23 protein-coding genes are annotated in these 24,078 nt (G+C 69.3%); 8 read left to right on the top strand and 15 right to left on the bottom strand.

Translation table 11 applies throughout. The features are described from left to right. Nucleotides 1-252 precede the first annotated feature (252 nt). On the bottom strand, nt 253-1,041 hold the full coding sequence (locus AB0K21_RS13530) for a PhzF family phenazine biosynthesis protein (RefSeq protein WP_364149757.1): 789 nt from the start codon (nt 1,039-1,041) through the stop codon (nt 253-255). A 206-nt stretch (nt 1,042-1,247) separates the two neighbouring features. Here AB0K21_RS13530 and AB0K21_RS13535 point away from each other — a divergent pair, with 206 nt between their 5' ends. Further along, entirely contained in the window at nt 1,248-1,634 is a 387-nt protein-coding gene (locus tag AB0K21_RS13535) for a cell division protein SepF (RefSeq protein ID WP_030925173.1), read from the top strand. Nucleotides 1,635-1,771: 137 nt separating this feature from the next. Here the strand turns inward: AB0K21_RS13535 and AB0K21_RS13540 are convergent, their stop codons facing one another. The 9 genes from AB0K21_RS13540 to AB0K21_RS13580 form a co-directional block, all read right to left on the bottom strand. Then, on the bottom strand, nt 1,772-3,148 hold the full coding sequence (locus AB0K21_RS13540) for a hypothetical protein (RefSeq protein WP_364149759.1): 1,377 nt from the start codon (nt 3,146-3,148) through the stop codon (nt 1,772-1,774). Between the two features lie 143 nt (nt 3,149-3,291). Further along, complete coding sequence (argS, locus tag AB0K21_RS13545) at nt 3,292-5,034, bottom strand: arginine--tRNA ligase (RefSeq protein ID WP_364149761.1); 1,743 nt, start codon at nt 5,032-5,034, stop codon at nt 3,292-3,294. Continuing rightward, on the bottom strand, nt 5,031-7,409 hold the full coding sequence (locus AB0K21_RS13550) for an HAD-IC family P-type ATPase (protein WP_343966985.1): 2,379 nt from the start codon (nt 7,407-7,409) through the stop codon (nt 5,031-5,033). The genes argS and AB0K21_RS13550 overlap by 4 nt, the downstream gene beginning before the upstream one ends. 161 nt (nt 7,410-7,570) lie before the next feature. Beyond that, nucleotides 7,571-8,578 carry a phosphate acyltransferase PlsX gene (gene plsX, locus AB0K21_RS13555; protein ID WP_343966994.1) on the bottom strand — a complete coding sequence of 336 codons (1,008 nt, stop codon included), beginning with the start codon at nt 8,576-8,578 and terminating at the stop codon, nt 7,571-7,573. A 99-nt stretch (nt 8,579-8,677) separates the two neighbouring features. Beyond that, entirely contained in the window at nt 8,678-9,250 is a 573-nt protein-coding gene (locus AB0K21_RS13560; RefSeq protein ID WP_343966983.1) for a DUF1707 domain-containing protein, read from the bottom strand. Between the two features lie 87 nt (nt 9,251-9,337). Then, nucleotides 9,338-9,517 (bottom strand): hypothetical protein, encoded by a 180-nt coding sequence (locus AB0K21_RS13565; protein ID WP_030925184.1) that lies wholly within the window; start codon nt 9,515-9,517, stop codon nt 9,338-9,340. A 91-nt stretch (nt 9,518-9,608) separates the two neighbouring features. Next, nucleotides 9,609-10,130, bottom strand: coding sequence for a YbhB/YbcL family Raf kinase inhibitor-like protein (locus AB0K21_RS13570; RefSeq protein ID WP_364149764.1), 522 nt, complete (start codon nt 10,128-10,130; stop codon nt 9,609-9,611). A gap of 53 nt (nt 10,131-10,183) precedes the next feature. Continuing rightward, nucleotides 10,184-11,038: an ABC transporter ATP-binding protein gene (locus AB0K21_RS13575; protein ID WP_343966977.1), complete on the bottom strand. Its 855-nt coding sequence runs from the start codon at nt 11,036-11,038 to the stop codon at nt 10,184-10,186. Next, nucleotides 11,031-11,960: an ABC transporter permease gene (locus AB0K21_RS13580; RefSeq protein ID WP_343966975.1), complete on the bottom strand. Its 930-nt coding sequence runs from the start codon at nt 11,958-11,960 to the stop codon at nt 11,031-11,033. The genes AB0K21_RS13575 and AB0K21_RS13580 overlap by 8 nt, the downstream gene beginning before the upstream one ends. Before the next feature lie 502 nt (nt 11,961-12,462). On the opposite strand from AB0K21_RS13580, the gene AB0K21_RS13585 reads away from it, so the two are divergent. From AB0K21_RS13585 to AB0K21_RS13605, 5 genes are all read left to right on the top strand, one after another. Next, nucleotides 12,463-14,094: an ABC transporter substrate-binding protein gene (locus AB0K21_RS13585; protein ID WP_343966972.1), complete on the top strand. Its 1,632-nt coding sequence runs from the start codon at nt 12,463-12,465 to the stop codon at nt 14,092-14,094. Between the two features lie 118 nt (nt 14,095-14,212). Further along, complete coding sequence (locus tag AB0K21_RS13590; RefSeq protein WP_343966969.1) at nt 14,213-15,151, top strand: ABC transporter permease; 939 nt, start codon at nt 14,213-14,215, stop codon at nt 15,149-15,151. Beyond that, the gene (locus AB0K21_RS13595; RefSeq protein WP_364149767.1) at nt 15,144-16,073 is read left to right on the top strand and encodes an ABC transporter permease; all 930 of its coding nucleotides are present in this window, start codon (nt 15,144-15,146) and stop codon (nt 16,071-16,073) included. Before AB0K21_RS13590 ends, AB0K21_RS13595 begins: the two co-directional genes overlap by 8 nt. A gap of 8 nt (nt 16,074-16,081) precedes the next feature. Next, the gene (locus AB0K21_RS13600; RefSeq protein ID WP_343966965.1) at nt 16,082-17,119 is read left to right on the top strand and encodes an ABC transporter ATP-binding protein; all 1,038 of its coding nucleotides are present in this window, start codon (nt 16,082-16,084) and stop codon (nt 17,117-17,119) included. Continuing rightward, a complete protein-coding gene (locus AB0K21_RS13605) occupies nt 17,103-18,116 on the top strand; it encodes a dipeptide ABC transporter ATP-binding protein (protein WP_343966963.1) in 1,014 nt (337 codons plus the stop codon). The genes AB0K21_RS13600 and AB0K21_RS13605 overlap by 17 nt, the downstream gene beginning before the upstream one ends. Before the next feature lie 85 nt (nt 18,117-18,201). On the opposite strand, the gene AB0K21_RS13610 is transcribed toward AB0K21_RS13605, so the two are convergent. From AB0K21_RS13610 to AB0K21_RS13625, 4 genes are all read right to left on the bottom strand, one after another. After that, nucleotides 18,202-18,732, bottom strand: a complete 531-nt coding sequence (locus AB0K21_RS13610; RefSeq protein WP_343966960.1) for a hypothetical protein — start codon at nt 18,730-18,732, stop codon at nt 18,202-18,204. Nucleotides 18,733-18,862: 130 nt separating this feature from the next. Further along, on the bottom strand, nt 18,863-20,050 hold the full coding sequence (locus tag AB0K21_RS13615) for a lipid-transfer protein (protein ID WP_364149770.1): 1,188 nt from the start codon (nt 20,048-20,050) through the stop codon (nt 18,863-18,865). After that, the gene (locus tag AB0K21_RS13620) at nt 20,047-20,505 is read right to left on the bottom strand and encodes an OB-fold domain-containing protein (protein WP_364149772.1); all 459 of its coding nucleotides are present in this window, start codon (nt 20,503-20,505) and stop codon (nt 20,047-20,049) included. Before AB0K21_RS13620 ends, AB0K21_RS13615 begins: the two co-directional genes overlap by 4 nt. A 93-nt stretch (nt 20,506-20,598) precedes the next feature. Further along, nucleotides 20,599-21,399, bottom strand: a complete 801-nt coding sequence (locus tag AB0K21_RS13625; protein WP_364149774.1) for an SAM-dependent chlorinase/fluorinase — start codon at nt 21,397-21,399, stop codon at nt 20,599-20,601. Between the two features lie 117 nt (nt 21,400-21,516). Between AB0K21_RS13625 and AB0K21_RS13630 the strand changes: the two genes are divergently transcribed. Further along, on the top strand, nt 21,517-21,831 hold the full coding sequence (locus AB0K21_RS13630; protein ID WP_364149776.1) for a DUF3263 domain-containing protein: 315 nt from the start codon (nt 21,517-21,519) through the stop codon (nt 21,829-21,831). Between the two features lie 173 nt (nt 21,832-22,004). Beyond that, nucleotides 22,005-22,790: a trehalose-phosphatase gene (otsB, locus tag AB0K21_RS13635; protein ID WP_364149778.1), complete on the top strand. Its 786-nt coding sequence runs from the start codon at nt 22,005-22,007 to the stop codon at nt 22,788-22,790. A 45-nt stretch (nt 22,791-22,835) separates the two neighbouring features. On the opposite strand, the gene AB0K21_RS13640 is transcribed toward otsB, so the two are convergent. Continuing rightward, entirely contained in the window at nt 22,836-24,005 is a 1,170-nt protein-coding gene (locus AB0K21_RS13640; RefSeq protein WP_364149780.1) for an MFS transporter, read from the bottom strand. Nucleotides 24,006-24,078: the final 73 nt, after the last annotated feature.

A 24,078-nucleotide genomic window follows, 5' to 3' on the forward strand; every position in this document is an offset into this window, starting at 1 on the left:
GGTACTGCACCGGGGACGGTGTGGGAGAGTAGGTCGCCGCCGGACAATCTTTCATGTGGGCCCTCACCTTTCGGTGGGGGCCTTCGTGTTTTCCGAGGGGGTTCCGGAAGGGGCTTGCCGGGGCTCCCGCCAGTCGGTGGGAGCCTTTCTGCTGTGACGACTTCACGGACCGGGAGCCATCGGCCGGCCAGAGGCCACGGAGCCCTGGGCGCTCTCCCCCGGATCGTGCCGTGGCGAGGAAGGGGACAGGACCTAGGCGTGGAGCTCGCCGGAGAGCACGGTCACCGCGCGTCCCGCCAGCTCTACCCGGTCGCCCCGTACGGTCGTGCGGACCACGCCTCCGCGCTGCGACAGCTGGGCGCCCACCAGGCTGTCGGAGCCGAGCCTGGCCGACCAGTAGGGAGCGAGCGCGCAGTGGGCGGAGCCCGTCACCGGGTCCTCGGGTACTCCGACGCGGGGGGCGAAGAAGCGGGAGACGTAGTCGGCGCCCGGTCTGGATGCCCGAGCCGTCACGATGACTCCCCGCGCGTCGACGGCCTCCAAGGCGCGGAAGTCAGGGGCCGCGGCGAGCACGGCGTCCTCGGACTCGACCTCGACGAGATAATCCCAAACATTTTTTCCTCCCCAAACAGGTTTAACTCCGAGCGCATCGATCAGTCCTCTGGGGAGGGGCGTCTCTTGGAGTACTTTTGCCGGGAAATCTATGCTGATTAAACCTGATTTATCCCTGGTCACGGACAGGATTCCACTCTTCGTCGAGAATTCGAGGGTTTCTGGGACCGTTCCCGTGGAATACAGCACATGCGCCGTGGCCAGGGTCGCATGCCCGCAGAGGGCCACCTCGGTCACCGGCGTGAACCAACGGAGTGAGTACGGTCCGCCGTCCTCCGCTTCGAGCAGGAAGGCTGTCTCGGAGTGCCGCATCTCCGCCGCCACGGACTGCATCCAGGTGTCAGGGACTGGATTGCCGAGTACACAGACCCCGGCAGGGTTACCCTTGAAAAATTCATCGGTAAACGAATCGACCGTGTAGACGAGCATGACGCGATGCTAGCGGCGCTGGAGATATCAGTTGAAGTCGAGTCAAGGGATCGGGCAAAGTCAGGGATCGGGCAGACCAGTGCGGTAGCCGTACAAAGTGGAAATAAGCGCTGGGCGTGTCGCATGGCGAACTTCAGATCGTCGGTTACCGTCCAAGATGTAGGGACAGGCCGGGTACGGCGTGGTCCTGGCGAAAGGACGAGCCGATGGGGGCAGTGCGCAAGGTGGCAAGCTACCTTGGTCTGGGCGGGGCCGAGCAGTATGACGAGTCCTACGACTACGAGGATGAGGTCGAAGGCGAGGACTGGCAGTCTGCCTCGGAGCGCGCGGCCAAGCGCTGGCACGCGATGAACGAGCCCTCACGAATCGTGATGCTCACGCCGATGAAGTACAACGACGCACCGGTCATCGGACAACACTTTCGCGAAGGTCAGACGGTCATCATGGACGTCAGCGGGATGAGCACCGCCGAGGCCACGAGGATGGTCGACTTCGTCGCCGGGCTGGCGTACGGCTGCGAAGGGCGTATCGAGCGGATCGCGGAGAAGGTCTTCCTGCTGGCCCCTGCCGAGGTGGAGATCACCAACGGGTGATCCAGCGGCGACCTGGATGTGCGGGGTCCGAGAGATCGGCCCCCGCCACGGTCGCGCGAGCGGCAGGTTCGGCGTCGCTGAGACACCCGCCGGTGAAGAACACCCGTGGGTGAAGGACATCCGGCGAACGGAGCCGGTCAGCCCGCCCGGGGCCCCCGGCGGAGCAGCCGGGTGAGTTCGGCCAGGTCGGAGGCCGCTGTCTTGACCCGGCCCTCCGACTCGCGAGCGTAGTCATGCAGGGCCCACACCGCGCCCTGAGCGAGCTCCCTTAGCTCGGACAGCTGTTTGACGACGTATTCGGCGTCCGCCCGTTCACGCCTGCGCCTGCGCCACAGCAGGTAGCCCCCCGCCGCGGCCGGTAGCGGCGCGAGCAGCGCGAGCGGGAGAACGGGAAGGACCAGCGCGACCACCAGGATCACCGGGGCGAGGGCGAGTAGCAGGTAGGCCGCCCGGGGCCGGCCGCGGACCGGCGTGCCCTCGGTGGCGATGCGTTCCTCGGCGGCGCCCAGCGACTCGGGGTCGGGTCCCTCGGGGCGGAGCGTCACGCGGTGGCCGAGGATCGGCATGGTGACCGACTCGGGGGCCTCGGCCCGGGTGGCCTCGGCGAGCCTCTCCGCCGCGGACCGCACGATGGGCGCGGCCACATGCAGCGCGATCGCGGCCAGGTAAGGATGGGAGCCAGGGTGCAGATCGCTGAGAAGGTGGCTGGTGAGCGGCCTCATCGGGCGCTCGGGGGTGCCGGACCCCATCAGCTGGCGGAGCACGGTCAGCGGTTCGTCCTCGCTCCACACGACCGTCGCCTCGCCGGAGCGATCCGTCTGCGCGGCCTCAAGGAGCGCGAGGTCATCCAGGCCTGCCCCGGCCTCGTCAACCGCTCCGGGGGTGCTCTCACGGGCCGAGGTGATCTCGGCGCAGCGGTCGCGCAGGTGGGTCAGCCTGGCGGCGGCCTGTACGGGAACGGCGAACTCCGGGAGTTCGGCGAGTTCCGCGAACCCGGCCAGGGCCGGTGACACGACGGTCGAGGGCTCGTCGGGGACCAGAGCGCGCAACCACAGGTCGGGTTCGGATGCCGGGGACGCGGCCACCGCGTCGAGTCTGCGGAGAACGAAGATCTTTCCCGCCGGGCCGTACGCTCCGCGGGCGGCGGCGAGCCAGAGGGCCCGCTGGCCGTGGGTCACCGGGCGGTCCAGGGACAGGTCCCCGAAGGCGCTGCCGAGCCAGGAGGCGTGGATGCGGTCGCCCTGGCCGGCGACGGCGAGTGCGAGGCAGAGGAAGAGCGCGGTCCGCCGCTCGTCGCGCTGGGCGGCGCGGGCCAGGGGTTCGAGCGCCTCCTCGCCGCGCATGAGCAGCACGAGGGCCTCGATGGCCGGAGCCAGCCAGTGGTCGGACATGTCCGCGAAACCGGTCGGCAGCTCGGCGGGGACGGTGCCGGCGGCCAGGTCGGTGAGGAGCGCGTCGGCACAGCGGTGCAGCTCTGTCCCGGCCTGCGGATTCGCGGTCAGGTCCGTGCTCAAGGCAGAGAACTCCCCGAAGTTGTGACCGATGACCGCGCCAGCGTATTGCGCTTCGGACATCCCCGCGGGGAGGCGCGCCGAACATGACTTTGCCAGATGATCGCCTTTGATTTCCCAATAAAGACGATCATCTGGTGGACAGGTTACATGCGCTCGGGCACGGGGACGCCGAGAAGGCCCAGGCCGGTCTCCATGACCTTCAGGGTGAGTGCGCACAGGGCGAGCCGCGAGGCACGGGTGGCGGCCTCGACGTCGTCCTTCAGCACCGGGCAGTTCTCGAAGAACGTGGTGAAGGCGCTCGCCGTGTCGAAGAGGTAGGAGGCAAGCTTGTGCGGCGCCGAGTTCTCCGCCATCTCCTCGACCACCGAGCCGAAGCGGAGAAGCTGGAGTGCCAGCGCGCGTTCGGCCGGGTGGCCCAGCACGATGGGTCCGGCCGTCTCGGCCGGGGTCACCCCGCCCCTGCGGAAGATGGAGCGGATACGGGCCTGGGCGTACTGCAGGTAGGGGCCGGTGTTGCCGGTCAGGGCGAGCATGCGGTCGAAGTCGAAGACGTACTCGCTGTCGTGGCTGACCGACAGGTCGGCGTACTTGACCGCGCCCATACCGACGGCGTGTGCGATCCTCTCGCGCTCGGCGTCGTCGTACTCGCGATCCTGGATCACTCCGGCGGCCCTGGTCTCGGCCTCGTCGAGCAGCTCCAGAAGCTTGACCGACTTCCCGCTCCTGGTCTTGAACATCTTGCCGTCGGAGCCCAGCACGCTGCCGATCTGGACGTGCTCGGCCCTGACGTGGTCGGGGAGCCAGCCCGCCAGCCTGGCCGAGTCGAACAGCATCGACATGTGCAGCGACTGGGTCGCGCCGATCACGTAGATGATCCGGTCGGCCTTGAGGTCGTCGACCCGGTAGCGGATCGTGGCCATGTCGGTGGTGGCGTAACCGTACCCGCCGTCGCTCTTGCGGATCATGAAGGGGAGCGGCTGGCCCTCGCGGCCGGTGTAGCCGGGCGGGAAGACGCAGAGCGCGCCGTCGCTGAGCACGGCGATGCCGCGCTCCTGCAGCTCGTCGCAGACCTGGGCGAGCACGTGGTTGTACATGCTCTCGCCGGCGATGTCCTCGTTGGTCAGCGTCACGCCGAGCTGGACGTAGACCTTGTTGAAGTAGCGGACCGTGGCGTTCATGAAGATGTGCCACAGGCGCATCGTCTCGGGCTCTTCGGCCTGCAGGGTGACGACCCGGGCGCGGGCCCGCCCGTTGAACTCGGGGTCGGTGTCGAACTTCACCCGGGCAGCCTGGTAGTAGGCGTTGCCCTCGCCGGCCTCCAGCTGGGCGACGGCGGCCTCCTCGCCGATGTCCAGCAGGTGCTCGATGAGCATGCCGAACGGCGTGCCCCAGTCGCCGAGATGGTTCTGCCGGATGACCCTGTGGCCCAGGTGCTCGTGGACCCGGGCGAGCGCGTCGCCCACGATCGTCGTGCGCAGGTGGCCGACGTGCATCTCCTTGGCCGCGTTGGGCGCGGAGTAGTCGATCACGATGGTCTGCGGCGAGGCGGACACGCCCACGCCGGCGCGTGGGTCGGCGTGGATCTCCGAGACCTGTGCGGTGATCCAGTCGTCGGAGAGGGTCAGGTTGAGGAAACCGGGGCCGCTGACCTCGACGGTACCGGGGAACGGGTCGTCGGCCCGCCCGGTGAGATGCTCGGCGATCTCCTGGGCGACCTCCCGCGGGGCCCGTCGCAGCCGCTTGCTCAGACTCATCGCCACGTTCGCCTGGTAGTCGGCGAACTGCGAGGGACGGATCAGCGGGTCTGCGTCGGAGTATTCGGCACCAAAGGCCGCGGCCAGCGCCTGCTGGACGCGTTCGGTGAGGGCGAATTGCGGGTCGGTCATGTTCCAAGGGTAGCGGTTGACCGATCCTGAACCGATTGGATATCACCCTGGCCGGGCCCGGTACGGCGGGATCGCATGACCGCGAAGACGCCGGTCAGCACGGCCCCCGCGGCGACGCCGAGCCCGGCCGCGACTCCGCCCGCGGCGGGGTCGCGGAGGGTGAGCGCGAAGAACTCGCGGGTGAACGGGATGGCGAGGGCGAGGGCGAACAGCCCGGCCATGGAGGCCACGAGCGCGACCCGCCACCAGACGTACGGGCGGGCGACGAGGGCCAGCACCCACCAGGCGGCGACGAACAGCGTGATCACCGCCGAGGTGCGGCTCTCCGCCAGGGTGGCGGCCCCGCTCTGGGCGATCCAGTACGACAGGTAGACGGCGGTGGCGCAGATGATCCCGGCGGGGACCGCCAGCCGGAGCACACGTGGCACGAAGCCGCTCCTGGCGCGCTCGTTGCTCGGCGCGAGCGCGAGGAAGAACGCGGGGATGCCGATCGTCAGCGCGTTGATCAGCGTGGAGTGCCGGGGAGCGAACGGGAAGGCGAGCCCGATGACCCCGGTGAGCAGGGAGAGCACGATCGCGTAGAAGGTCTTGGTGAGGAAGAGGCCGGCGACCCGTTCGATGTTGGCCAGCACCCGCCGGCCCTCGCCCACCACGGAGGGCAGGCCGGCGAAGCTGTCGTTCATCAGCACGATCTGGGCGACCGCCCGGGTGGCGCCGCTGCCGGAGCCCATCGCCACGCCGAGGTCGGCGTCCTTGAGCGCGAGCACGTCGTTGACGCCGTCGCCGGTCATCGCGACCGTGTGCCCGCGCGACTGGAGCGCGCCGACGAACAGCCGTTTCTGGTGCGGGCTGACCCGGCCGAAGACGGTGTTGGCCTCCATGATCTCGGCGAGCTTCTCGGGATTGTCATCCGGCAGGGTGCGGGCGTCCACCGCGCGCTCTCCGCCGGGGATGCCGACGGAGGTGGCGATGGCCGACACCGACTCGGGGTTGTCGCCGGAGATGACCTTGACGGTGACGCCCTGTTCGGCGAAGTAGGCGAGGGTCTCGGCCGCCTCGGGGCGGACGCGCTGCCTGAGCACGACGATGGCCGCGGCCTCGACGGTGCCGAGGTCGTCGGGGTCGCGCAGCGAGGCGACCTTCCCCAGGGCGAGCACCCGCAGACCGGTGGCGGCGAGTGCCCCAGCCTCGGTGTACGCCGGGGTGCCGGGCGGCAGGAGGACGTCGGGGGCGCCCAGGACCCAGCAGCCGTGCCCGTCGAACTCGGCGCCGCTCCACTTGCGGGCCGAGGAGAAGGGGATCTTGGCGGCGACGGTCCAGCCGGGGGAGTCGGGGTAGCGGGTCTGGATGGCCCGGGCCGTGGGGTTGGGGTCGGGGTCGAGGTTGGCCAGCGCGCCCAGCGCCTCGGGCACGGGCAGGTCGTCGCGGAGCCCGCGGACCTCACCGAGCTCCATGCCGCCCGAGGTGAGCGTGCCGGTCTTGTCGAGGCAGAGAGTGTCGACCCGGGCCAGGATCTCGATCGCGGGGAGCTCCTGGACCAGGCAGCGGCGCCTGCCCAGCCGGATCACGCCGACGGCGAAGGCGATGCTGGTCATCAGGACCAGGCCCTCGGGGATCATGGTGACGATGCCGGCGACCGTGCTGGTGACCGCCTCGCCGATGCCGGTCCGCCTGCTGACCTGGCTCCAGGTGAGCAGGGCGCCGATCGGAACGACCAGCCAGGTCACGTACTTGATGAACCGGGTGATGCCGTCGCGCAGTTCCGAGTGGGACAGGCCGAACGCGCTGGCCTCCTCGGCGAGTCTGGCCGCGTAGGCGTCGCCGCCCACCCTGGTCGCGACGTAGGAGCCCCGGCCGGCGACCACGAAGCTGCCGGACAGGACCTCGTCGCCAGGCAGCTTGTGCACCGGGTCGGCCTCGCCGGTGAGCAGGGACTCGTCCGCCTCCAGCCCGTCGGAGTCAACGGTCTCGCCGTCGACCAGCAGTTGGTCGCCGGGCGCGAGCAGGATGAGATCGCCGAACACCACCTGCCGGGGCGGGATCTCGGTCTCCGCGCCGTCCCTGCGGACCTTGACCGGAGCCTCGTTGACGATGGCGAGCCGGTCGAGGGTGCGCTTGGCGCGGAGCTCCTGGATGATGCCGATGCCCGCGTTGGCCACGATCACCAGGCCGAAGAGGCCGTCCTGCCACTCCCCGAAGATCATGATCAGCACCCAGAGTACGCCGATCACCCCGTTGAAGAGGGTGAGGACATTGGCCCTGAGGATCGCCGAGACCGATCTGCTCGATCGGCGTCTGACGTCGTTGACCTGCCCGAGGGCCACGCGCTCGGCGACCTCTGCCGAGGTCAGCCCGCGCTGTGTCACCTGCTCCACACGGCCCCCTGCCGATCGACTGGGACTCAAGGGTACGCGGGGTCGGAGAATTCGGTGGAATACGTCACCTGATGCGCGGTAAATATCACCGCAGGTTGGTGACGTGTTCGCGGAGGGTCACCGGAGGCGGTGCGGGCGGCGGCCAGGGGTTTCGTGGCACGTCACCAGAGGCGGTGCGGGCGGGGGACGGCGGCGAGGCGTTCGCCGATGCGGTTCACCACGCCCTCGTGGGCCAGCTTGGCCGCGAGCACGCAGGCGGCGCTCACCCCTTTGGCGTGTGAGGCGCCGTGCGCGATGACCACGGTGCCGTTCAGGCCGAGCAGCACGGCCCCGCCGTGGACCTCGGGGTCGAGCCGCCGGTAGAGCTCCCTGATGCGTCTCTTCTGCAGCAGGCCGCCCACCCTGGCCGTCCGGCTCTCCCTGACCGTCTCGCGGAGCTCGGCGAAGGCGTAGCGGACGCTGCCCTCCATGGTCTTGAGCGCCACGTTGCCGGTGAATCCGTCGGCGACGATGACGTCCACGGTACGGGTGAGCAGGTCGTGGCCCTCGACGTTGCCCGAGAAGTCGAGGCCGGGGGCGGCCGACAGCAGTTCGTGGGCACGTTTGACGAGCTTGTTGCCCTTTCCCGGCTCGCTGCCGATGGTCAGCAGGCCGATCCTGGGATTCTCGATGCCCAGCGCCGTCTCGGCGTAGGCGGCGCCGAGGTGCGCGAACTGCACCAGCATCTCGGCTTTGACCTCGGAGTTCGCTCCGGCGTCCAGCAGGACGGTCGGGGTGGGCCTGGTCGGCAGGGCGACGGCGATGGCGGGCCTGAGCACGCCGGGCTGGCCGCGGAGCCGGAGCTTTCCGGTGGCCACGATCCCGGCGGTGGACCCGGCGGAGACCACGGCGCAGGCGTCACCCCGCCGGACGAGGTGGCAGGCGACGGCGATGCTGGAGCGCGGGCGGCGCAGGCTGGCGAGGGCACCCTCGTCCATGGCCAGAGCCTCCTCGGTCCTGACGATCGGGATCTCGGTGGTCGCGTCATGCCGGGCGAGTGCCTCGTACAGGGGGCGGGGGGCGCCGACGAGCACGACGGAGATCCCGTGCTCTCGCACCGCCCGCACGGCTCCCGCCACGATCTCGTCAGGGGCGTGGTCACCGCCCATCGCGTCCAGGGCGATCGGCATGGTGCCGGGAGCAGTGGTCTCAGGCAAGCGGTCACCTCGTGCGGGATGGTTTGTCCGCATCGTAGGCGGCCCCGGGAGCGGAATGTCCCGCCGGGGTGATCAGGGAGTGCCGGGGAGATTCCAGTCGGTTCTCTCCCGGGAGACGATGATCTTCCCGAAGGTGGCCCGGCCGACGACCCGGATGACGGGGGAGCCCTCGCCGCCCCGGCCGCCTGAGACGTGTCTCTTGGCGAACATGCCGCTGACCTCGTCGATGACGTGGGCGTTCTCCGGAACCCTGACGATCAGCTTGCCGCAGAGGGAGTTGACCTCCAGGGTGATCTCCCTGCCGGGGAGCACGGCCTCGGACAGGTCGACGATCAACGCGCCGAAGGTGGCGCTCAGCGTGGTGTGCCGCCCGGCGAGCCAGCGCCCGCCGCGCACGACCTTGCTGAAGACGGCCCCGACCTGCTGCCGCTCGGTGGCGGACTCGCGGCCGGGGGCCACGACGTCGGGCAGGTCGCCGGTGAGGGGGGCGAGGTCGTCCGTGGTGACGGCGCGGTAGGCGATGTCCAGGCGGTCGGCGTGCTCGACGCTGGTCAGGCGGCCGGTGGCGAGCGCCTCGCCCAGCACCGCGGCCACGCGGTCGCGATCGGCGTCGGAGGCGCGCAGAACGGGGTGATGAGACGTCATGACGCGAGTGTACGACTACTTAAGATATATCGCGAGACCTGTTCGTCGTCTGTGGCGGCGGGGAGACCGGTCGGTCTCCCCGCCGTCTCAGCGACCCGGGCGTCGCACGGAGGTGCGGCGGGCGATCTCGGCTTGGAGCCTGGCCATCTGCCAGTGCAGCTCGATGAGCTGCTCGGTGAGCTGGAGACGTGGAATCTCTGACGGGTCCTCGACGGACAGGTGGTCGATCGCGGTGGACAGCTCTCGCATCGCGCGCCCCCACTCCATGACGGCATCCTTGGATCGAAACAACGTTCGAATCATACCGGATCACCGAACACGCTGTCAGTCCATTGCCTCCTGTGTCACGTCCTGTCGGCTAGCTCTCGTACTCGGGAACGACGTATCCGCGGGCCAGAGTGTGGGCGGTGATGTTGAAACCCAGCACGGCGGCCGAGGCGTCGGCGCCGAGGCCGAGCTTCTTCACGTCGAGGGCGTGCACCGCGAAGATGTAGCGGTGCGGATGTCCGGGGGGCGGTGCGGCCCCGCCGTAGGCGGTGATGCCGTAGTCGTTGCGGCCGTGCACGCCCACACCGCCGTCACCGGCCCCCGCGCCGGCGTCCAGCTCGGTCACGTCCGCGGGGATGTCGAACAGCAGCCAGTGCCAGAACCCGCTGCCGGTGGGCGCGTCGGGGTCGAAGCAGGTCACGGCGTAGCTGAGAGTGCCCTCGGGTGCGCCGGACCAGCGCAGCTGGGGCGAGACGTTCTGGCCGTTGAATCCCCAGTCGTTGAACACCTGGGCCGCGGCCAGGCGCTCTCCGTCGCGCACGTCGTCGCTTTCGACGGTCAGCGCGGGAACCTGGGGCAGGAAGTCGTACGGAATCGGTGGCCGGGTGGACACGATTCACCTCCGATGGGAGCGTCTTTTCGGTCGCTCCTCATCTTGCCCGGCGATCAGACCTTGTTGTAGGCGGCGAGGACCGTCTGCGGGTCGCCGTCCATCTTGATTTTGCCTTTGTGCAACCAGATGACCCGGTTGCAGGTCTCCTCGATCACGTCGAGGTTGTGGGCGACCAGGAAGACGGTGCCGGCCTCGTCGCGCATCTTCTTGATCCGGTCCTGGCTCTTGCGCCGGAACTCGCGGTCGCCGGTGGCCAGCGCCTCGTCGATGAGCAGCACGTCGTGGGACCTGGCCGAGGCGATGGCGAAGCGGAGTCTGGCGCCCATGCCCGAGGAGTAGGTGGACATGGGGAACTGGACGAACTCCCCGATGCCGGAGAAGTCGACGATGTCGTCGTACTTCTCCTTGACCTGCGCGGGGTTCATGCCCATCGCGTAGCAGCCGAGCACGATGTTGCGCTCGCCGGTGAGCTCGCGCATCAGCGCGGCGTTGACGCCGAGCAGGGAGGGCTGGCCGTTGGTGTAGACGGCGCCGGAGTGCGGGGGCAGCAGCCCGGCGATGGCGCGCAGCATGGTGGACTTGCCGGAGCCGTTGCGGCCGATGATGCCGATGGCGTCGCCGTGACGAGCCACGAAGGAGACGCCGCGCACGGCGTGCACCTCCTTCATCTGCGGCCGTCCCTGGCGCTTGACGAGGCGCATCAGGGCGTTGACGGCGTTGCCCTTCTCCACGTCGCTGGCCGCGCCGTAGACCCGGTAGATGATGTGCAGGTCGTCCACGATGACCGTGGGGGTGCCCTCCCGGGCGCCCTTGGCGGGTTCCGGGTTGGGATGCACCCTGACGTCCGTGCCGGGCACGGCGGGCTCCTCGGCCTTCACTCGGGACAGCTCCTCGGTCAACTCAGCCACGGCCGTACTTCTCCTCGGCTCGCCAGAAGTACCAGAAGCCGCCGAGCAGAGCGAACACTGCCCAGAATACGCAGACCGCCCAGATATAGGGCCGGGCCGGGTGGGTCTGCATGAGCAGGTCCCGCATGAGCTCGATGTACGCGGCGGCCGGGTTGAAGTACATGATGTCGGCGACCCACTGGGGGAGGCCGGCGCCGTTGGGGCCCACGACCCGGTCCTCGATGGAGAAGAAGACTCCGGAGGCGTAGAGCCAGGTGCGCATGATGAAGGGAAGCAGCTGGTTCAGGTCGCGGGCGGTGGAGCCGACCCTGGCGAGCACCAGGCTGGCGCCGACGTTGAACATCGTCTGCAGTGCCAGGGCGACCGGGATCAACAGCCACAGCAGGGTGATCGGCTCGCCGGTGACCAGCACCAGGGCGAACAGCACGCCCATGGAGATCAGGAGTTGCTGGAACTCCTGGATCGTGTAGGCCAGCGGGAGCGCGGCGCGCGGGAAGTGCAGGGCCCGGATCAGCGACAGGTTGCCGGAGATCGCCTTGGCGCCGCCGCTCACCGAGCGCTGCGTGTAGGTGAAGACGAACATCCCGGTGATGAGGAAGGCCGGGTAGTTGTCGATGCCCTTGCTCGCGCCCAGGATCACGCCGAACATCAGGAAGTAGATCGCGGCGTTCAACAGCGGGGTGAGGACCTGCCAGAGCTGGCCCAGGGCTGAGTTGCTGTACTTCGAGACGTTGCGCGAGGTCGCGTACGTCATGACGAAATGTCGTCGTTCCCACAACTGGCGTAGGTAGACGAGCAGACTCGGGCGTGCGATGGCACGCCGAAGTCCGTAACGCGCGGCGAGCTTGGCCAGCGGCTCTGGGGTGCCGTTACTCGGGCCGCCCGCCTGGGCGTCCGCGATCGCGGATTCCGGCTGGCTCATGGCAAGGACTCTATTGGATGTGGGTGGATGAAGCGCCTGCGGCGGCGTGCTGCCGCACACATTGGACGGGATCTCCGGGAAAGAGGTTCCAGGGTAATTGTGTGGTTCGCCAGGGAGGGGCCGGATTTTTTGCGGCCCGGCAAGTGTGGATCCAGGTCGGGGTCATGGAAAGGCAACGGCGGTGAGCGGTCCTGGCGCGAGGGGAGTTTGACGTGATCGTTGATGCCTTGCGCATACCCGTATGTCGTATTTGTGGGCATGTAGTGCCCTGGTCAGGTTGATGTGATGGACACTTGACGCTGAGTCAGTTAACGCGTGACCGAACTGCAACATTACGGATATGGGTCAGTGTGGCGCGGTAGGGGATAGTCACGATCGATCGGTGTGGCGTCAGCGCCCGGACGGGAGTGGCGGGAGGCGGGGGCCACAAGATCCTCCCTCGCGTTACTCGGGTCGTGGATCCCAGCGTTGACGCAAGTCTGCAAAGGGAGGATTTACCGCAATGCGTTTAACCACGGGTGCGCGACTCACCGTCGGCACCACGTTGCTCGCCCTCGCCCTCACCGCGTGCGGCGGCTCGACGTCTCCGGAGGGCGGGGCCACCTCGGCCGACCTGCCCGTACGCATGGAACTCGGCGAGCCGCAGAAACTCTTCTATCCCGGCGACACCACCGAGTCCGAGGGCGCCGAGGTGCTGGCCGCCGTTTTCGCCCCGCTGGTCGGCTACGACGACAACAAGCAGGTCGTCGACGAGGTCGCCGAGTCGATCGAGACGACGGACAACACGGTGTGGACGATCAAGCTCAAGCCCGGCTACACCTGGCACAACGGTGAGCCACTGATCGCCCAGAACTATGTCGACGCGTGGAACTACGCCGCCAACCAGGACAACGTACAGGGCGCCAACGGCTTCTTCGGCCGGGTGGACGGCTGGGCCGACCTGAACCCCGGTGAGGGGCAGACCGTCTCCACCAAGGAGATGAAGGGGCTGAAGGTCGTCGACGAGAGCACCTTCACCGTCACCCTCAGCAAGCCGTTCTCACAGTTCAAGACGCTGCTGGGGTACACCGCGTTCTACCCGCTGCCCAAGGCGGCCTTCGGCGCCGACGGCAAGGTCACCGAGGAGTACGCCAAGAAGCCGATCGGCCAGGGCTACTTCCAGTTCGACAAGCCGTACAACAAGGGCACCGACCAGACGATCGACCTCACCCGCTACGACAAGTTCGCCGGGGCGAAGCCGAAGTTCACCAAGCTCCAGTTCAAGCTCTACACGAGCTCGGAGACCGCGTTCAACGACCTGGTCGCGGACAACCTCGACGTCCATGACTCGCTGCCTCCCTCGGCGATCTCCAGGGCGAAGTCGGAGCTCGGCGAGCGCTACCTGGACACGCCGGACGGCGGCATCGGCTACCTCGGCTTCCCCGTGGGGCACAACAAGACGTACTCGAACGTGAAGGTCCGCGAGGCCGTCTCGATGGCCATCGACCGCGCGACCATCGCCGACAAGGTCTTCTCCGGCACGCGCGCCCCGGCGGACGACTTCATCAACCCGCTGCTCGACGGATACCGGCCCGGCGCCTGCGCGGCCTGCGCCTACGACCCCGCCAAGGCCAAGGAACAGTACGCGGCCAACGGCGGCCCCAAGACGCTGGAGCTGGGCTACAACTCCGACGGCCCGCACAAGGAGTGGATCGAGGCCGTCGCCAACAACCTCCGTGCCAACCTGGGCATCGAGGTGACGGTCAAGCCGTTCGAGAAGTTCGCCGCGATCCTCGACGAGCTCGACAAGAAGACCTACGGCGGCCTGTTCCGGATGGGCTGGGCGATCGACTACCCGTCGGCGGAGAACTACCTCACCCCGATCTTCTCCACCGTCGCGATCAAGACCGGTTCCAACTACGCCGGCTGGTCGAACAAGGAGTTCGACGAACTCCTGGTCAAGGGCGACACCGCGCCCACACCGGAGGAGGGCCTGAAGTTCTACCAGCAGGCCGACGATGTCCTGATCAAGGAACTGCCCTACATCCCGGTCTACTTCTACCGGAACAACGCCGCGTTCTCCAAGAACATCAAGGGTGTGAGGGTCAACCTGCTCAACCAGGTCGAGTGGGCCGAGGTCGAGAAGGTCAGCTGACCACCGGTTGAGGGCCGGGTGGGACCCCGGCCCTCAACGGCCGCCCCGGGGCGATCTCGCGGCGCCGCGCGACCCGCCGGTCCGCGAGATCGCCACCGGGCACGTACGGGAGAACTGAATGGGCCGCTACATCATCAGACGCCTGCTCCAGGCGATACCAGTCCTGCTGGGCGCCACCCTGCTCATCTATGCCGTCGTCTTCGCGCTGCCCGGCGATCCCATCGCGGCGCTGGCGGGCGAGAAGCGCATCGACCCCAACATCGTCGCCATCCTGCGCGAGCAGTATCACCTGAACGATCCGTTCCTGGTGCAGTACTGGTACTACATCACCGGCCTGGCCGGCGGCGACTTCGGCACCACCTTCTCCGGGGTGGGGGTCGATGAGATCATCGCGGGCAAGTTCCAGGTGACCATCAACCTGGCGGTGACCGCCCTGGTGCTGGAGGCCGTCATCGGTGTGGGTCTCGGCCTGTTCGCGGCGCTGCGCCGCGGCAGGGCCAGCGACTCGCTGATCCTCGCCTCCACACTGGTGCTGATCTCGGTGCCCACCCTGGTCACCGGGTTCGTGCTCCAACTGCTGCTGGGGGTGAAGCTCAAGCAGGCCGGGGTCGACCTTTTCCCGGTCGCGGGCATCTCGGCGGGCTGGCGGAGCTACCTGCTGCCAGGCTTCGTGCTCGCCGGGATGTCGATCGCCTACCTCACCCGGCTCACCAGGAACAGCCTGGTGGAGATCATGCGTGCCGACTACATCCGCACCGCGGTGGCCAAGGGCCTGCCCAGGAGCCGGGTCATCGGCAGGCACGCGCTGCGCAACGCGCTGATCCCGCTGATCACCTATCTCGGTGCCGATCTCGGCACGTTGATGGGTGGCGCGGTGATCACCGAGACGATCTTCAACCTCCCGGGAATCGGCGGGCAGCTCTTCAGCTCCGTCTACCTGCGCGAGCAACCCGTGGTCGTCGGCATCGTGACGGTGCTGGTGCTGATCTACATCCTGGCCAACCTGGTCGTCGACCTGCTCTACGCCGTGCTCGATCCGAGGATCCGCTATGAGTGAAACCCTGATCCCGGCCGCCGACCGGCCCGAGAAACCCCAGGACGGTGGGCCGGTGAGAAGGCCGCCCAGGTCGGCGAGCCTGTGGTCCGACGCCTGGTACGACCTGCGCCGCCGGCCGCTCTTCATCGGCTCGGCCGCCCTCATCACCGTTCTGATCGCCATGGCCGCGTTCCCCCGGCTGTTCAGCTCGGTGAACCCGTTCGACGCCGCGACCTGCCGGCTGGAGGACACCCGGCTGGGCATGGGTGCCGCCCACTGGTTCGGCACCGACAACCTCGGTTGCGACGTCTACGCCCGCACGATCCACGGTGCCCGTAACTCGATCGTGGTCGGTGTGAGCACCACCGCGGTCACCGCGCTGGTGGGCGGGATGCTCGGCCTCGTCGCCGGGTTCACGGGCGGCGCGTTGGACACCCTGGTCTCCCGGCTCGCGGAGATCTTCTTCGCGATCCCGTCGATCCTCGGTGCCCTGCTCATCCTGGCCGTCTTCCGTACCGGCAACGTGTGGACGGTCATGCTCGCGATGGCCGTACTGACCTGGCCGATGACGTACCGGATCATGCGGGCCGCGGTGATCACCGCCAGGAGCCAGGACTACGTGCTCGCGGCGCGGGCGCTCGGCGCCTCCGCGTGGCGGATCATGTCCCGGCACATCCTGCCGAACGCGATCGCCCCGGTGATCGTGGTCGCCACGATCAACCTGGGCTACTTCATCGCCGCCGAGGCGGGGTTGTCGTTCCTCGGGGTGGGCCTGCGCTCGCCCGACATCTCGTGGGGGCTCATGATCTCCGATGCCAGGGAGCGTTTCCTGGAGGCTCCGTGGGCGCTGCTGTTCCCGGCGGCCTTCCTGAGCGTTACCGTGCTGGCCTTCATCATGCTGGGCGACGCCGTCCGCGACGCCCTCGACCCGAAGCTGCGGTAGGGGGACCCGTGAAGAAGACCTCGACACAGGTGGTGCCGACCGGCCGGGCTCCCGGCGGCGAGCCGCTGCTCGCCGTCGAAGACCTGCACGTGGAGTTCGTGACCAGGCAGGGCGTGGTCAGGGCGGTCAACGGGGTCAGCTACTCGCTGAACGCCGGGGAGACGCTCGCCGTGCTCGGTGAGTCCGGCTCGGGCAAGTCGGTGACCGCGCAGGCCATCATGGGCATCCTCGACTCCCCGCCGGCCCGTATCCCCAGCGGGAAGATCCGCTTCCGGGGCACGAACCTGCTCGGACTCTCGGAGGACGCCCGCTCCCAGGTCCGGGGCCGGCGGATCGCGATGATCTTCCAGGACGCGCTCTCCGCGCTGAACCCGGTGTTCACCGTCGGTTTCCAGATCGGTGAGATGTTCCGGGTGCACCGGGGGACCTCCAGACGCGACGCGGAGAAGAAGGCGATCGAGCTGATGGACCGGGTCCGCATTCCCGGTGCCAGGCAACGGGTGCACGACTATCCGCACCAGTTCTCCGGGGGGATGCGCCAGCGCATCATGATCGCGATGTCGATCGCGCTCGACCCGGAGGTGCTGATCGCCGACGAGCCGACCACGGCCCTCGACGTGACGGTGCAGGCCCAGATCATGGAGCTGCTGGCCGAACTGCGGCGGGAGAGCGACATGGGCCTGATCCTGATCACCCACGACCTCGGTGTGGTGGCCGACGTCGCCGACCGGATCGCGGTCATGTACGGCGGGCGGATCGTGGAGGAGGCCCCCGTGCACGACATCTACCGGGCGCCCGCCCACCCGTACACCAAGGGTCTGCTCGACTCGATTCCCCGGGTCGACCAGAAGGGGCAGGAGCTGTACGCCATCAAGGGCATGCCGCCGAACCTGCTCGACATGCCCTCCGGCTGCTCCTTTCACCCGCGTTGCCCCTACCGTCAGGACAACTGCGTCACCGACGCGCCCGCGCTGTACGAGATCGACCCGACACGCTCCAGTGCGTGTCACTACTGGAGAGAGGTCCTCGATGGCAGCCGCGGGTGAGCCGATCCTGGAGGTCCGGAATCTGGTCAAGCACTTCCCGCTGACCCAGGGCATCGTCCTGCGCAGGCAGATCGGTTCGATCAAGGCGGTCGACGGGGTCTCCTTCGACCTGCGCCGGGGCGAGACGCTCGGCATCGTGGGAGAGTCGGGCTGCGGCAAGTCCACGCTGGCCAAGCTCCTGATGGCGCTGGAGCGGCCCACCTCGGGATCGGTGAAGATCAACGGCAGGGAGGTCGCCCAGACCAGGGGCGGCGAGCTCAAGCGGGTCCGCCGCAACATCCAGATGGTCATGCAGGACCCCTACACCTCGCTGAATCCCCGGATGACCGTGGGCGACATCATCGGTGAGCCGTTCGAGATCCACCGGGACGTGGCCCCCAAGGGCGACCGGCGCCGCAGGGTGCAGGAACTGCTGGAGGTCGTGGGGCTGGATCCCGACCACGTCAACCGCTATCCCCACCAGTTCTCCGGTGGCCAGCGCCAGCGCATCGGCATCGCCCGGGGGCTCGCGCTCCGGCCTGAGATCATCGTGTGCGACGAGCCGGTCTCCGCGCTGGACGTGTCGATCCAGGCGCAGGTCGTCAACCTGCTGGAACGGCTGCAGGACGAGTTCGGTCTCGCCTACGTCTTCATCGCCCACGACCTGTCGGTGGTCCGGCACATCTCCGACCGGGTCGGGGTGATGTATCTGGGGAAGATGGTCGAGCTCGGCGAGGAGACCGAGATCTACGACCGGCCCGCCCATCCCTACACCCAGGCGTTGTTGTCGGCCGTGCCGGTGCCCAACCCGGAGGGGCGTGAGCGGCGTGAGCGGATCATCCTCCAGGGTGACCCGCCGTCCCCGGCCAGCCCGCCGTCGGGCTGCCGATTCCGTACGCGGTGCTGGAAGGCGGCGGAGATCTGCGCCGTCGAGGAGCCACCGCTGCGGATCCGGCCGGGCACCGCGCACGCGAGCGCCTGCCACTTCGCCGAGACCCACGACGTGACACACGTGTAGCAGGGGCGGGAAAAGCGGAAGGCGCGGCCCCCACAACGAGATGTGGGGGCCGCGCCCTACTGCGCTACGGCAGGATGCCGCCCTACTAGAGGATGTCGACGCCGACGCCGCCGATGCCGACGAGGCCGCCGATGCCGACGCCGTGGCCGACTCCGCTACCGCTGCTGATCACGTTGCCGCCGCCGACGATGTTGTTGCCCCGGCCGATGCCGCCGCCGAGGATGCCGCCGCCGATGCCGCCCCCGTAGACGCCACCGCCGTAGACGCCGCCGCCGTAGATCCCGCCGCCGTAGACGCCGCCGCCGTAGATCCCGCCGCCGTAGACGCCGCCGCAGCCGGCCCCGTAGACGCCGGCCCCGTAGACGCCGCTGTACACGGGAGCCGCGACCACGGTGGGAGCCGCGACCACCGCGGCGGTCGGGCAGGCGACGGCGAGCGGCGCGCTGACGACGCCGACGCCGCAGCAGTCGGCCTTGGCGGCCTTGGCCTTGGCCACGGACTTGGTCGCGGCCTTGGTGGTGGAGGTGGTGGAGGACGTGGACGCGGAAGCGGCCACGGCCGGTGCGAGGACGGCGATGCCGACGCACGCGGAAGTGATGAGAAGACGACGAATCATGTGTGGTTCCCCCTGGAAGGAAATCGCGGCAGTGTCTTGGGGCCTCTGGAACGGACCGTCTGCGCGCGGCTACTCAAAGTAACGGGAGTGAGACTATCCAGCGACATGCTTTGGGGAGGGTCAAGAATGGTCAGCTTGTGGCAATGATCGAAGAGCCGTGGCCGAACAGACCCTGGTTGATCGCCAGCCCGATCCGGGCACCTTCCACCTGTCGCGCTCCCGCCACGCCCCTCAACTGCCAGGTCAGCTCGCAGACCTGGGCGATGGCCTGGGCGGGGACCGCCTCGCCGAAGGAGGCCAGCCCGCCGGAGGGATTCACCGGGATCCGGCCGCCGAGCGCGGTGTCCCCGGCGTGCAGCAGCTTCGCGGCCTCGCCCCGCGCGCAGAGGCCGAGGTCCTCGACCCAGTCGAGCTCCAGCGCGGTGGACAGGTCGTACACCTCGGCGAACGACAGGTCGTCGGGGCCCAGGGCCGCCTCCTCGTAGGCGGCGTGGGCGATGGAGGCACGGAACGGGCGCTCGGGGGGCGGCACCGCCGCGGTGGAGTCGGTGGCGAAGTCCGGCAGTTCGAGCACGGTGCCGGGGAAGGACGGCGTCACCGTGGAGACGGCCGCGAGCCGTACCGGGCGGCTCGCGCCGTGGCGGCGGGCGAACTCCGCGGAGGCCAGGACCAGCGCGGCGCCGCCGTCGGAGGTGGCGCAGATGTCCATCAACCGCAGCGGGTCGGCCACCAGGGGGGAGGCGAGCACCTGCGCGGCGGTGACGGTTTCGCGGTAGCGGGCGTTCTCGTTCGCCGAGCCGGCCAGGGCGTTCTTCACCTTGACGGCGGCGAAGTCCTCGGCGGTGTCGCCGTACAGGGCCATTCGCCTGCGCGCGTAGAGCGCGAAGTACGCCGGGTTGGTGGCGCCGAGCAGCCGGAACCTGAGCCAGTCGGGATCGTCGGGGCGGTCGCCGCCCACCGGCGCGAAGAACCCCTTCGGCGTGGAGTCGGCGCCGACGACCAGCGCCACGTCGCAGAGGCCGGCCAGGATGCGGGTCCTGGCGATGTCCAGCGCCTGCGCGCCCGAGGCGCACGCCGCGTAGCACGAGGCGATGCGCGCCCCGTTCCAGCCCATGGCCTGGGCGAAGGTGGCGCCGGCGACGAAGCCCGGGTAGCCGTTCCTGATGGTGTCGGCGCCCACCACGAACCGCACGTCCGTCCACTCCAGGCCCGCGTCGCGCAGCGCGGCCCTGGCCGCCGCCACCCCGTACTCGACGAAGGGCCGACCCCACTTGCCCCAGGGGTGCATTCCCGCGCCGAGGATGACGACGTCGCTCATGAACTCTCCCCGTTCTGCCGCTCCGCTGTGGCGCCGGTGGCGCCGGTGGCGCCAGGGGCGCCCCACATCCAGACCAGCGGGCCGTCGGCGAGCGGGCCCGTGGTCAGTTCGAGCTCCATGCCCACCCGCAGGTCGTCCACCGTGAGGTCCTTGACCTGGCCGAGTACCACGATTCCCGTCCCGGCCAACTCCACCGCCGCGAGGGTGACGGGAACATAGGGATCGGCGGTCACGAACGGGGCGGGTGGCGGGTAACAGGAGTTGGTGTAGGACCACACGGTGCCCCGGCGCGGCAGGCGCGTCTCGGCCAGGTCCTCGCCGTCGCAGTACGGGTTGCGGCAGAAGCCCGTCCGGGGCGGGAAGTAGACGGTCCGGCAGTCCGTGCAGCGGGTGCCGAGCAGGTGCGCGGTGCCGCCGTCCACGGTGAACCAGCCGTTGATCACGGGTGCGGTCATAGGGCCAATATGACACAAGCGCTTGCTAGGTAAAATCCCCCCTTCGGGAAGCGGGCCCGGCGGAGGTCCGCGGGCCGGTCGCCGGCCCGCGGGTCACGGCGCGGGTGAGAGACGCACGCGGGCTCCCGGCGGCAGGCCCAGCCGTTGGGAGGCGTCGCCGGAGTTGATCGCCAGTGCGACCAGCCCGACCGAGTCGATGAAGGACACGATCTCCCCGGGAGGGACCGCGGTGAAGGACTCCTTGAACGGCACCGCGAGCCGACGCCCGCCCATCCAGACCACCAGGGTGTCTCCCAGCGAGACGCGCAGCGTCATCAGGTCGGCGGCGCCGATCGACAGCTGGATGTTGCCGTGCCGGTTGACCGACAGCACCTCCCCCTCGGCGTAGTCGTCCTGGACCGTCGAGGTGGGCGCGGGCAGCGAGATCAATCGGTTTATCGGGATCTCCTCCCCCATTTCGGCCGGATGCCGCCCGATCGCCAGGTACGCCGCGACGGGTGCGAAGAGGTCGCGGCCGTGGAAGGTCGGCGAGAGAGGAGGCAGGAAGAACTCCTCGTTGGACAGCTCGTAGGCGGCCCGCGCGCCTCCGCTGGCGTGGATCGCCCACGACAGCAGCCCGTTGTCCGGGCCCAGGAACACGTGGTCGCCGGCCTCGACCGCCACTGCCCTGCGCGAGCCGCTGGGATCCACCGCGGCGACGTGCACGCCGGGAGGCAGGTAGGTGATCGTCTGGGCCAGGATCGCCGCACCGCGCCGCACGTCTCCCAGAGGCACCAGATGGCACACGTCGATGATTCGCGACTCCGGAGAGATTCCGACGATCACGCCGTGACAGGCGGCGATATAGCCGTCTTCCAGTCCGTAGTCGGTGAGAAGGCTGATGACAGAGGTCACACTTGGTGACTGTACGGCTCCGCATCCGTCATGAACAGCGCGAAATTCCGGACTATTCTGACTTCGGACCGCGGGTGCGCGGTGTGATCGCCATGTGCCCCGACCGAGGAGGAAGCCATGGACACCGAGCCGGCCCCCGGTGACAGTGCCGACGGCGGGGCTGCCCGAGAGCCCGCATCGCGTGCTCTCACCGACTCCGAGCGGGAGTTGCTCGCCTTCGAGCGCCGGTGGTGGCGCCACGCGGGCGCCAAGGAGCAGGCGATCCGCGAGGCCTTCGACATCTCCGCGACGCGCTACTACCAGCTGCTCAGCGAGCTCATCGAGCGACCCGCGGCACTTGCCCACGACCCGATGCTGGTCAAGCGCCTGCGCCGGCTCCGGGAGACGCGCCGGAGCGACCGAGCGGCCCGGAAGACGGGCTTGCGTCCCTGATGGCGGGGTACGAGTGGTCGGGCAGTCGATCGCGGTGATGCGCCCAGATTGAGTAAGAGGCCCTGAAGATGGCTTGCGTCGCTGATCTCCGGGTACGACCGGTCGGGCAGGCGATCGCTGAAGGCGGGGGCCGATGAGACGGGCGAGACGGTGGAGACGGAGAGGAACCGGACATGACGGCGAACCCGCCCGACGGGCTGAAGGCGATCGTGGCCGACCCGGGGGGAGCGGTGATCGGGCTCGACTTCGACGGCACGCTGTCCCCGATCGTCTCCGACCCCGCGGAGGCCAGAATTCACCCAGATGGGCCCGAGGTGCTGATCAGGCTCGGCGGCCTGGTCGGCGCCGTGGTGGTGGTGACCGGCCGCCCGGCCGCCACGGCCGTCGAGTACGGCTCCCTGGCCGAGGTGCCCGGTCTGGTGGTGCTCGGCCACTACGGCCTCGAACGCTGGGAGGCGGGCGCGCTGGCCGCGCCGCCCGTCCATCCGGGCCTCGACCTGGTCAGGGCGGGGCTCCCCCGGCTGGTCGAGGGGTGGGACGGGGTCAGGGTCGAGGACAAGGAGCGGGCGATGGCCGTGCACACCCGGCAGGCCGCCGACCCGTGGGCGACGCTTGAGGCGCTGCGCGAGCCGGTCGCCGCGCTGGCCGCCGAGGCCGGGCTGGTGGTGGAGCCCGGCAAGTTCGTGCTGGAGCTGCGCCCGCCTGGGATGGACAAGGGGATGGCGCTGAGCGCCTTCCTACGCGAGCGGGCCGCCAGGTCCGTGCTGTTCGCCGGGGACGACCTGGGAGATCTCGCGGCGTTCGCGGCGGTACGGGCCTCCGGGCTGCCGGGGGTGACGGTGTTCAGCGGGTCGCCCGAGATCGAGGTGGAGGCTGACATCGTGGTGGACGGGCCCCCGGGGGTCCTGGAGCTGCTCAGCTCGATCGCCGACGCCATCGAGGGAGAGGCGCCCCGCTGAGCGGGTGAGGCCGCGGCCGGACGGGCGTCACCGCCGCCCGCCCGCTCAGGCGCGCCTGCCGGAGCCGATCAGCAGTCCTCCGACGGCCAGCCCGATCAGGACCGGGACCATGAGGAACGCCTGCTGGGTGCCGAACCCGTCGGCCAGCGCGCCGAGCAGGAACGGCCCGCTTCCCACCGCCAGGCCGGCGAAGATCGAGGCCAGGGCCGACGCCTGGTCCCGCCGCCCGCCGGAGACGGCCAGCACCCGCGACAGCGCCATCGGGAAGTGCAGCGCGACTCCCAGCCCGGATACGGCCAGGCCCACGTAGGAGAACACCGGGTCCTCGCTCAGCCAGAAGATCGCCCATCCGGCGGCCGTGACCAGGAGCGCCCCGATGAACAGCGCGGTCGGCGGTATCCGCAGGGCCAGCCGCCCTCCGGCCAGGCGCCCCACCGCCAACCCGGCGGTGAACGCCGCGACCGCGGTCGCCGCCACCGCCGCGGGCAGTCCGGTCTGGTCGGAGAACAGCTTGGCCGCCCACAGGTTGAAGCAGAACTCCATCGCGACGCAGCAGAACAGCACGGCCCCGGCCAGGTAGAAGCGCCAGCCGAAGCGGGACCCGGCCTCAGGGGCGGTTCCGGCCGCCGCGTCCTTTCGCTCCGGGATCCAGACGCGCCCCATGAGCAGCGCGAGCAGCGCGGTCAGCGCGGCGGGCACCAGCAGCGCCGCCCGCCAGCCGAAGACGCTCTGCGCGGCGGCGCTGACCACGAAGGGGACCCCGATGCCGACGATCACGCAGACCGCGTTGGCCTCGCTGATCGCCGCCGGCCCCGCGGGACCGTGGTGGTCGTCGAGCGCGGCCATGCCCGAGTACAGGGTGATGGAGGCCATCCCGCTGGCGACGCCGTAGCCGAGGAGGGTGATCGGCAGCGTGGTGGGGGCCGCCGCGACCAGGAGCGTGCCGACGCTCATCCCGGCCAGTCCGGTCCAGGTGACGGCCCGGCGGCCGATCCTCCTCGTCAACCAGGGGAGGGCGAGGCCGGTGATGATGCCGCCCAGGGCCATCGAGGTCCCGTGCAGCCCGGCCACCGCCTGGGAGATGCCCTGGTCGATGCGGAGCAGCGGGAGCGCGGCGCTGAGGCCGTACAGATAGGTGGCGAAGGCGCCGAGCTGCAGGTAGATCAGCCAGGTCGCGCGGTCCCGGATCAGCCTGACGGGGGCGATCGCGGTCAATTCAGGCTCCCCGTATGTAAAAAAGTTAAACAGCCGCGAAAACTATCTCATGAGGGCCCGAAGCTTCCTGTCC

Origin of the sequence: Streptosporangium sp. NPDC049248 (assembly GCF_040678965.1) — a bacterium.
In the GTDB taxonomy this organism is placed as follows: Bacteria; Actinomycetota; Actinomycetes; order Streptosporangiales; family Streptosporangiaceae; genus Streptosporangium; species Streptosporangium fukuiense.

Excerpts from the sequence above, each read along its gene's own strand:
- AB0K21_RS13530 (WP_364149757.1), bottom strand. The coding sequence starts at position 1,041 with ATGCTCGTCTACACGGTCGATTCGTTTACCGATGAATTTTTCAAGGGT.
- AB0K21_RS13535 (WP_030925173.1), top strand. The coding sequence starts at position 1,248 with ATGGGGGCAGTGCGCAAGGTGGCAAGCTACCTTGGTCTGGGCGGGGCC.
- argS (WP_364149761.1), bottom strand. The coding sequence starts at position 5,034 with ATGACCGACCCGCAATTCGCCCTCACCGAACGCGTCCAGCAGGCGCTG.
- plsX (WP_343966994.1), bottom strand. The coding sequence starts at position 8,578 with ATGCCGATCGCCCTGGACGCGATGGGCGGTGACCACGCCCCTGACGAG.
- AB0K21_RS13560 (WP_343966983.1), bottom strand. The coding sequence starts at position 9,250 with ATGACGTCTCATCACCCCGTTCTGCGCGCCTCCGACGCCGATCGCGAC.
- AB0K21_RS13565 (WP_030925184.1), bottom strand. The coding sequence starts at position 9,517 with ATGGAGTGGGGGCGCGCGATGCGAGAGCTGTCCACCGCGATCGACCAC.
- AB0K21_RS13580 (WP_343966975.1), bottom strand. The coding sequence starts at position 11,960 with ATGAGCCAGCCGGAATCCGCGATCGCGGACGCCCAGGCGGGCGGCCCG.
- AB0K21_RS13585 (WP_343966972.1), top strand. The coding sequence starts at position 12,463 with ATGCGTTTAACCACGGGTGCGCGACTCACCGTCGGCACCACGTTGCTC.
- AB0K21_RS13590 (WP_343966969.1), top strand. The coding sequence starts at position 14,213 with ATGGGCCGCTACATCATCAGACGCCTGCTCCAGGCGATACCAGTCCTG.
- AB0K21_RS13595 (WP_364149767.1), top strand. The coding sequence starts at position 15,144 with ATGAGTGAAACCCTGATCCCGGCCGCCGACCGGCCCGAGAAACCCCAG.
- AB0K21_RS13605 (WP_343966963.1), top strand. The coding sequence starts at position 17,103 with ATGGCAGCCGCGGGTGAGCCGATCCTGGAGGTCCGGAATCTGGTCAAG.
- AB0K21_RS13610 (WP_343966960.1), bottom strand. The coding sequence starts at position 18,732 with ATGATTCGTCGTCTTCTCATCACTTCCGCGTGCGTCGGCATCGCCGTC.
- AB0K21_RS13615 (WP_364149770.1), bottom strand. The coding sequence starts at position 20,050 with ATGAGCGACGTCGTCATCCTCGGCGCGGGAATGCACCCCTGGGGCAAG.
- AB0K21_RS13620 (WP_364149772.1), bottom strand. The coding sequence starts at position 20,505 with ATGACCGCACCCGTGATCAACGGCTGGTTCACCGTGGACGGCGGCACC.
- AB0K21_RS13630 (WP_364149776.1), top strand. The coding sequence starts at position 21,517 with ATGGACACCGAGCCGGCCCCCGGTGACAGTGCCGACGGCGGGGCTGCC.
- otsB (WP_364149778.1), top strand. The coding sequence starts at position 22,005 with ATGACGGCGAACCCGCCCGACGGGCTGAAGGCGATCGTGGCCGACCCG.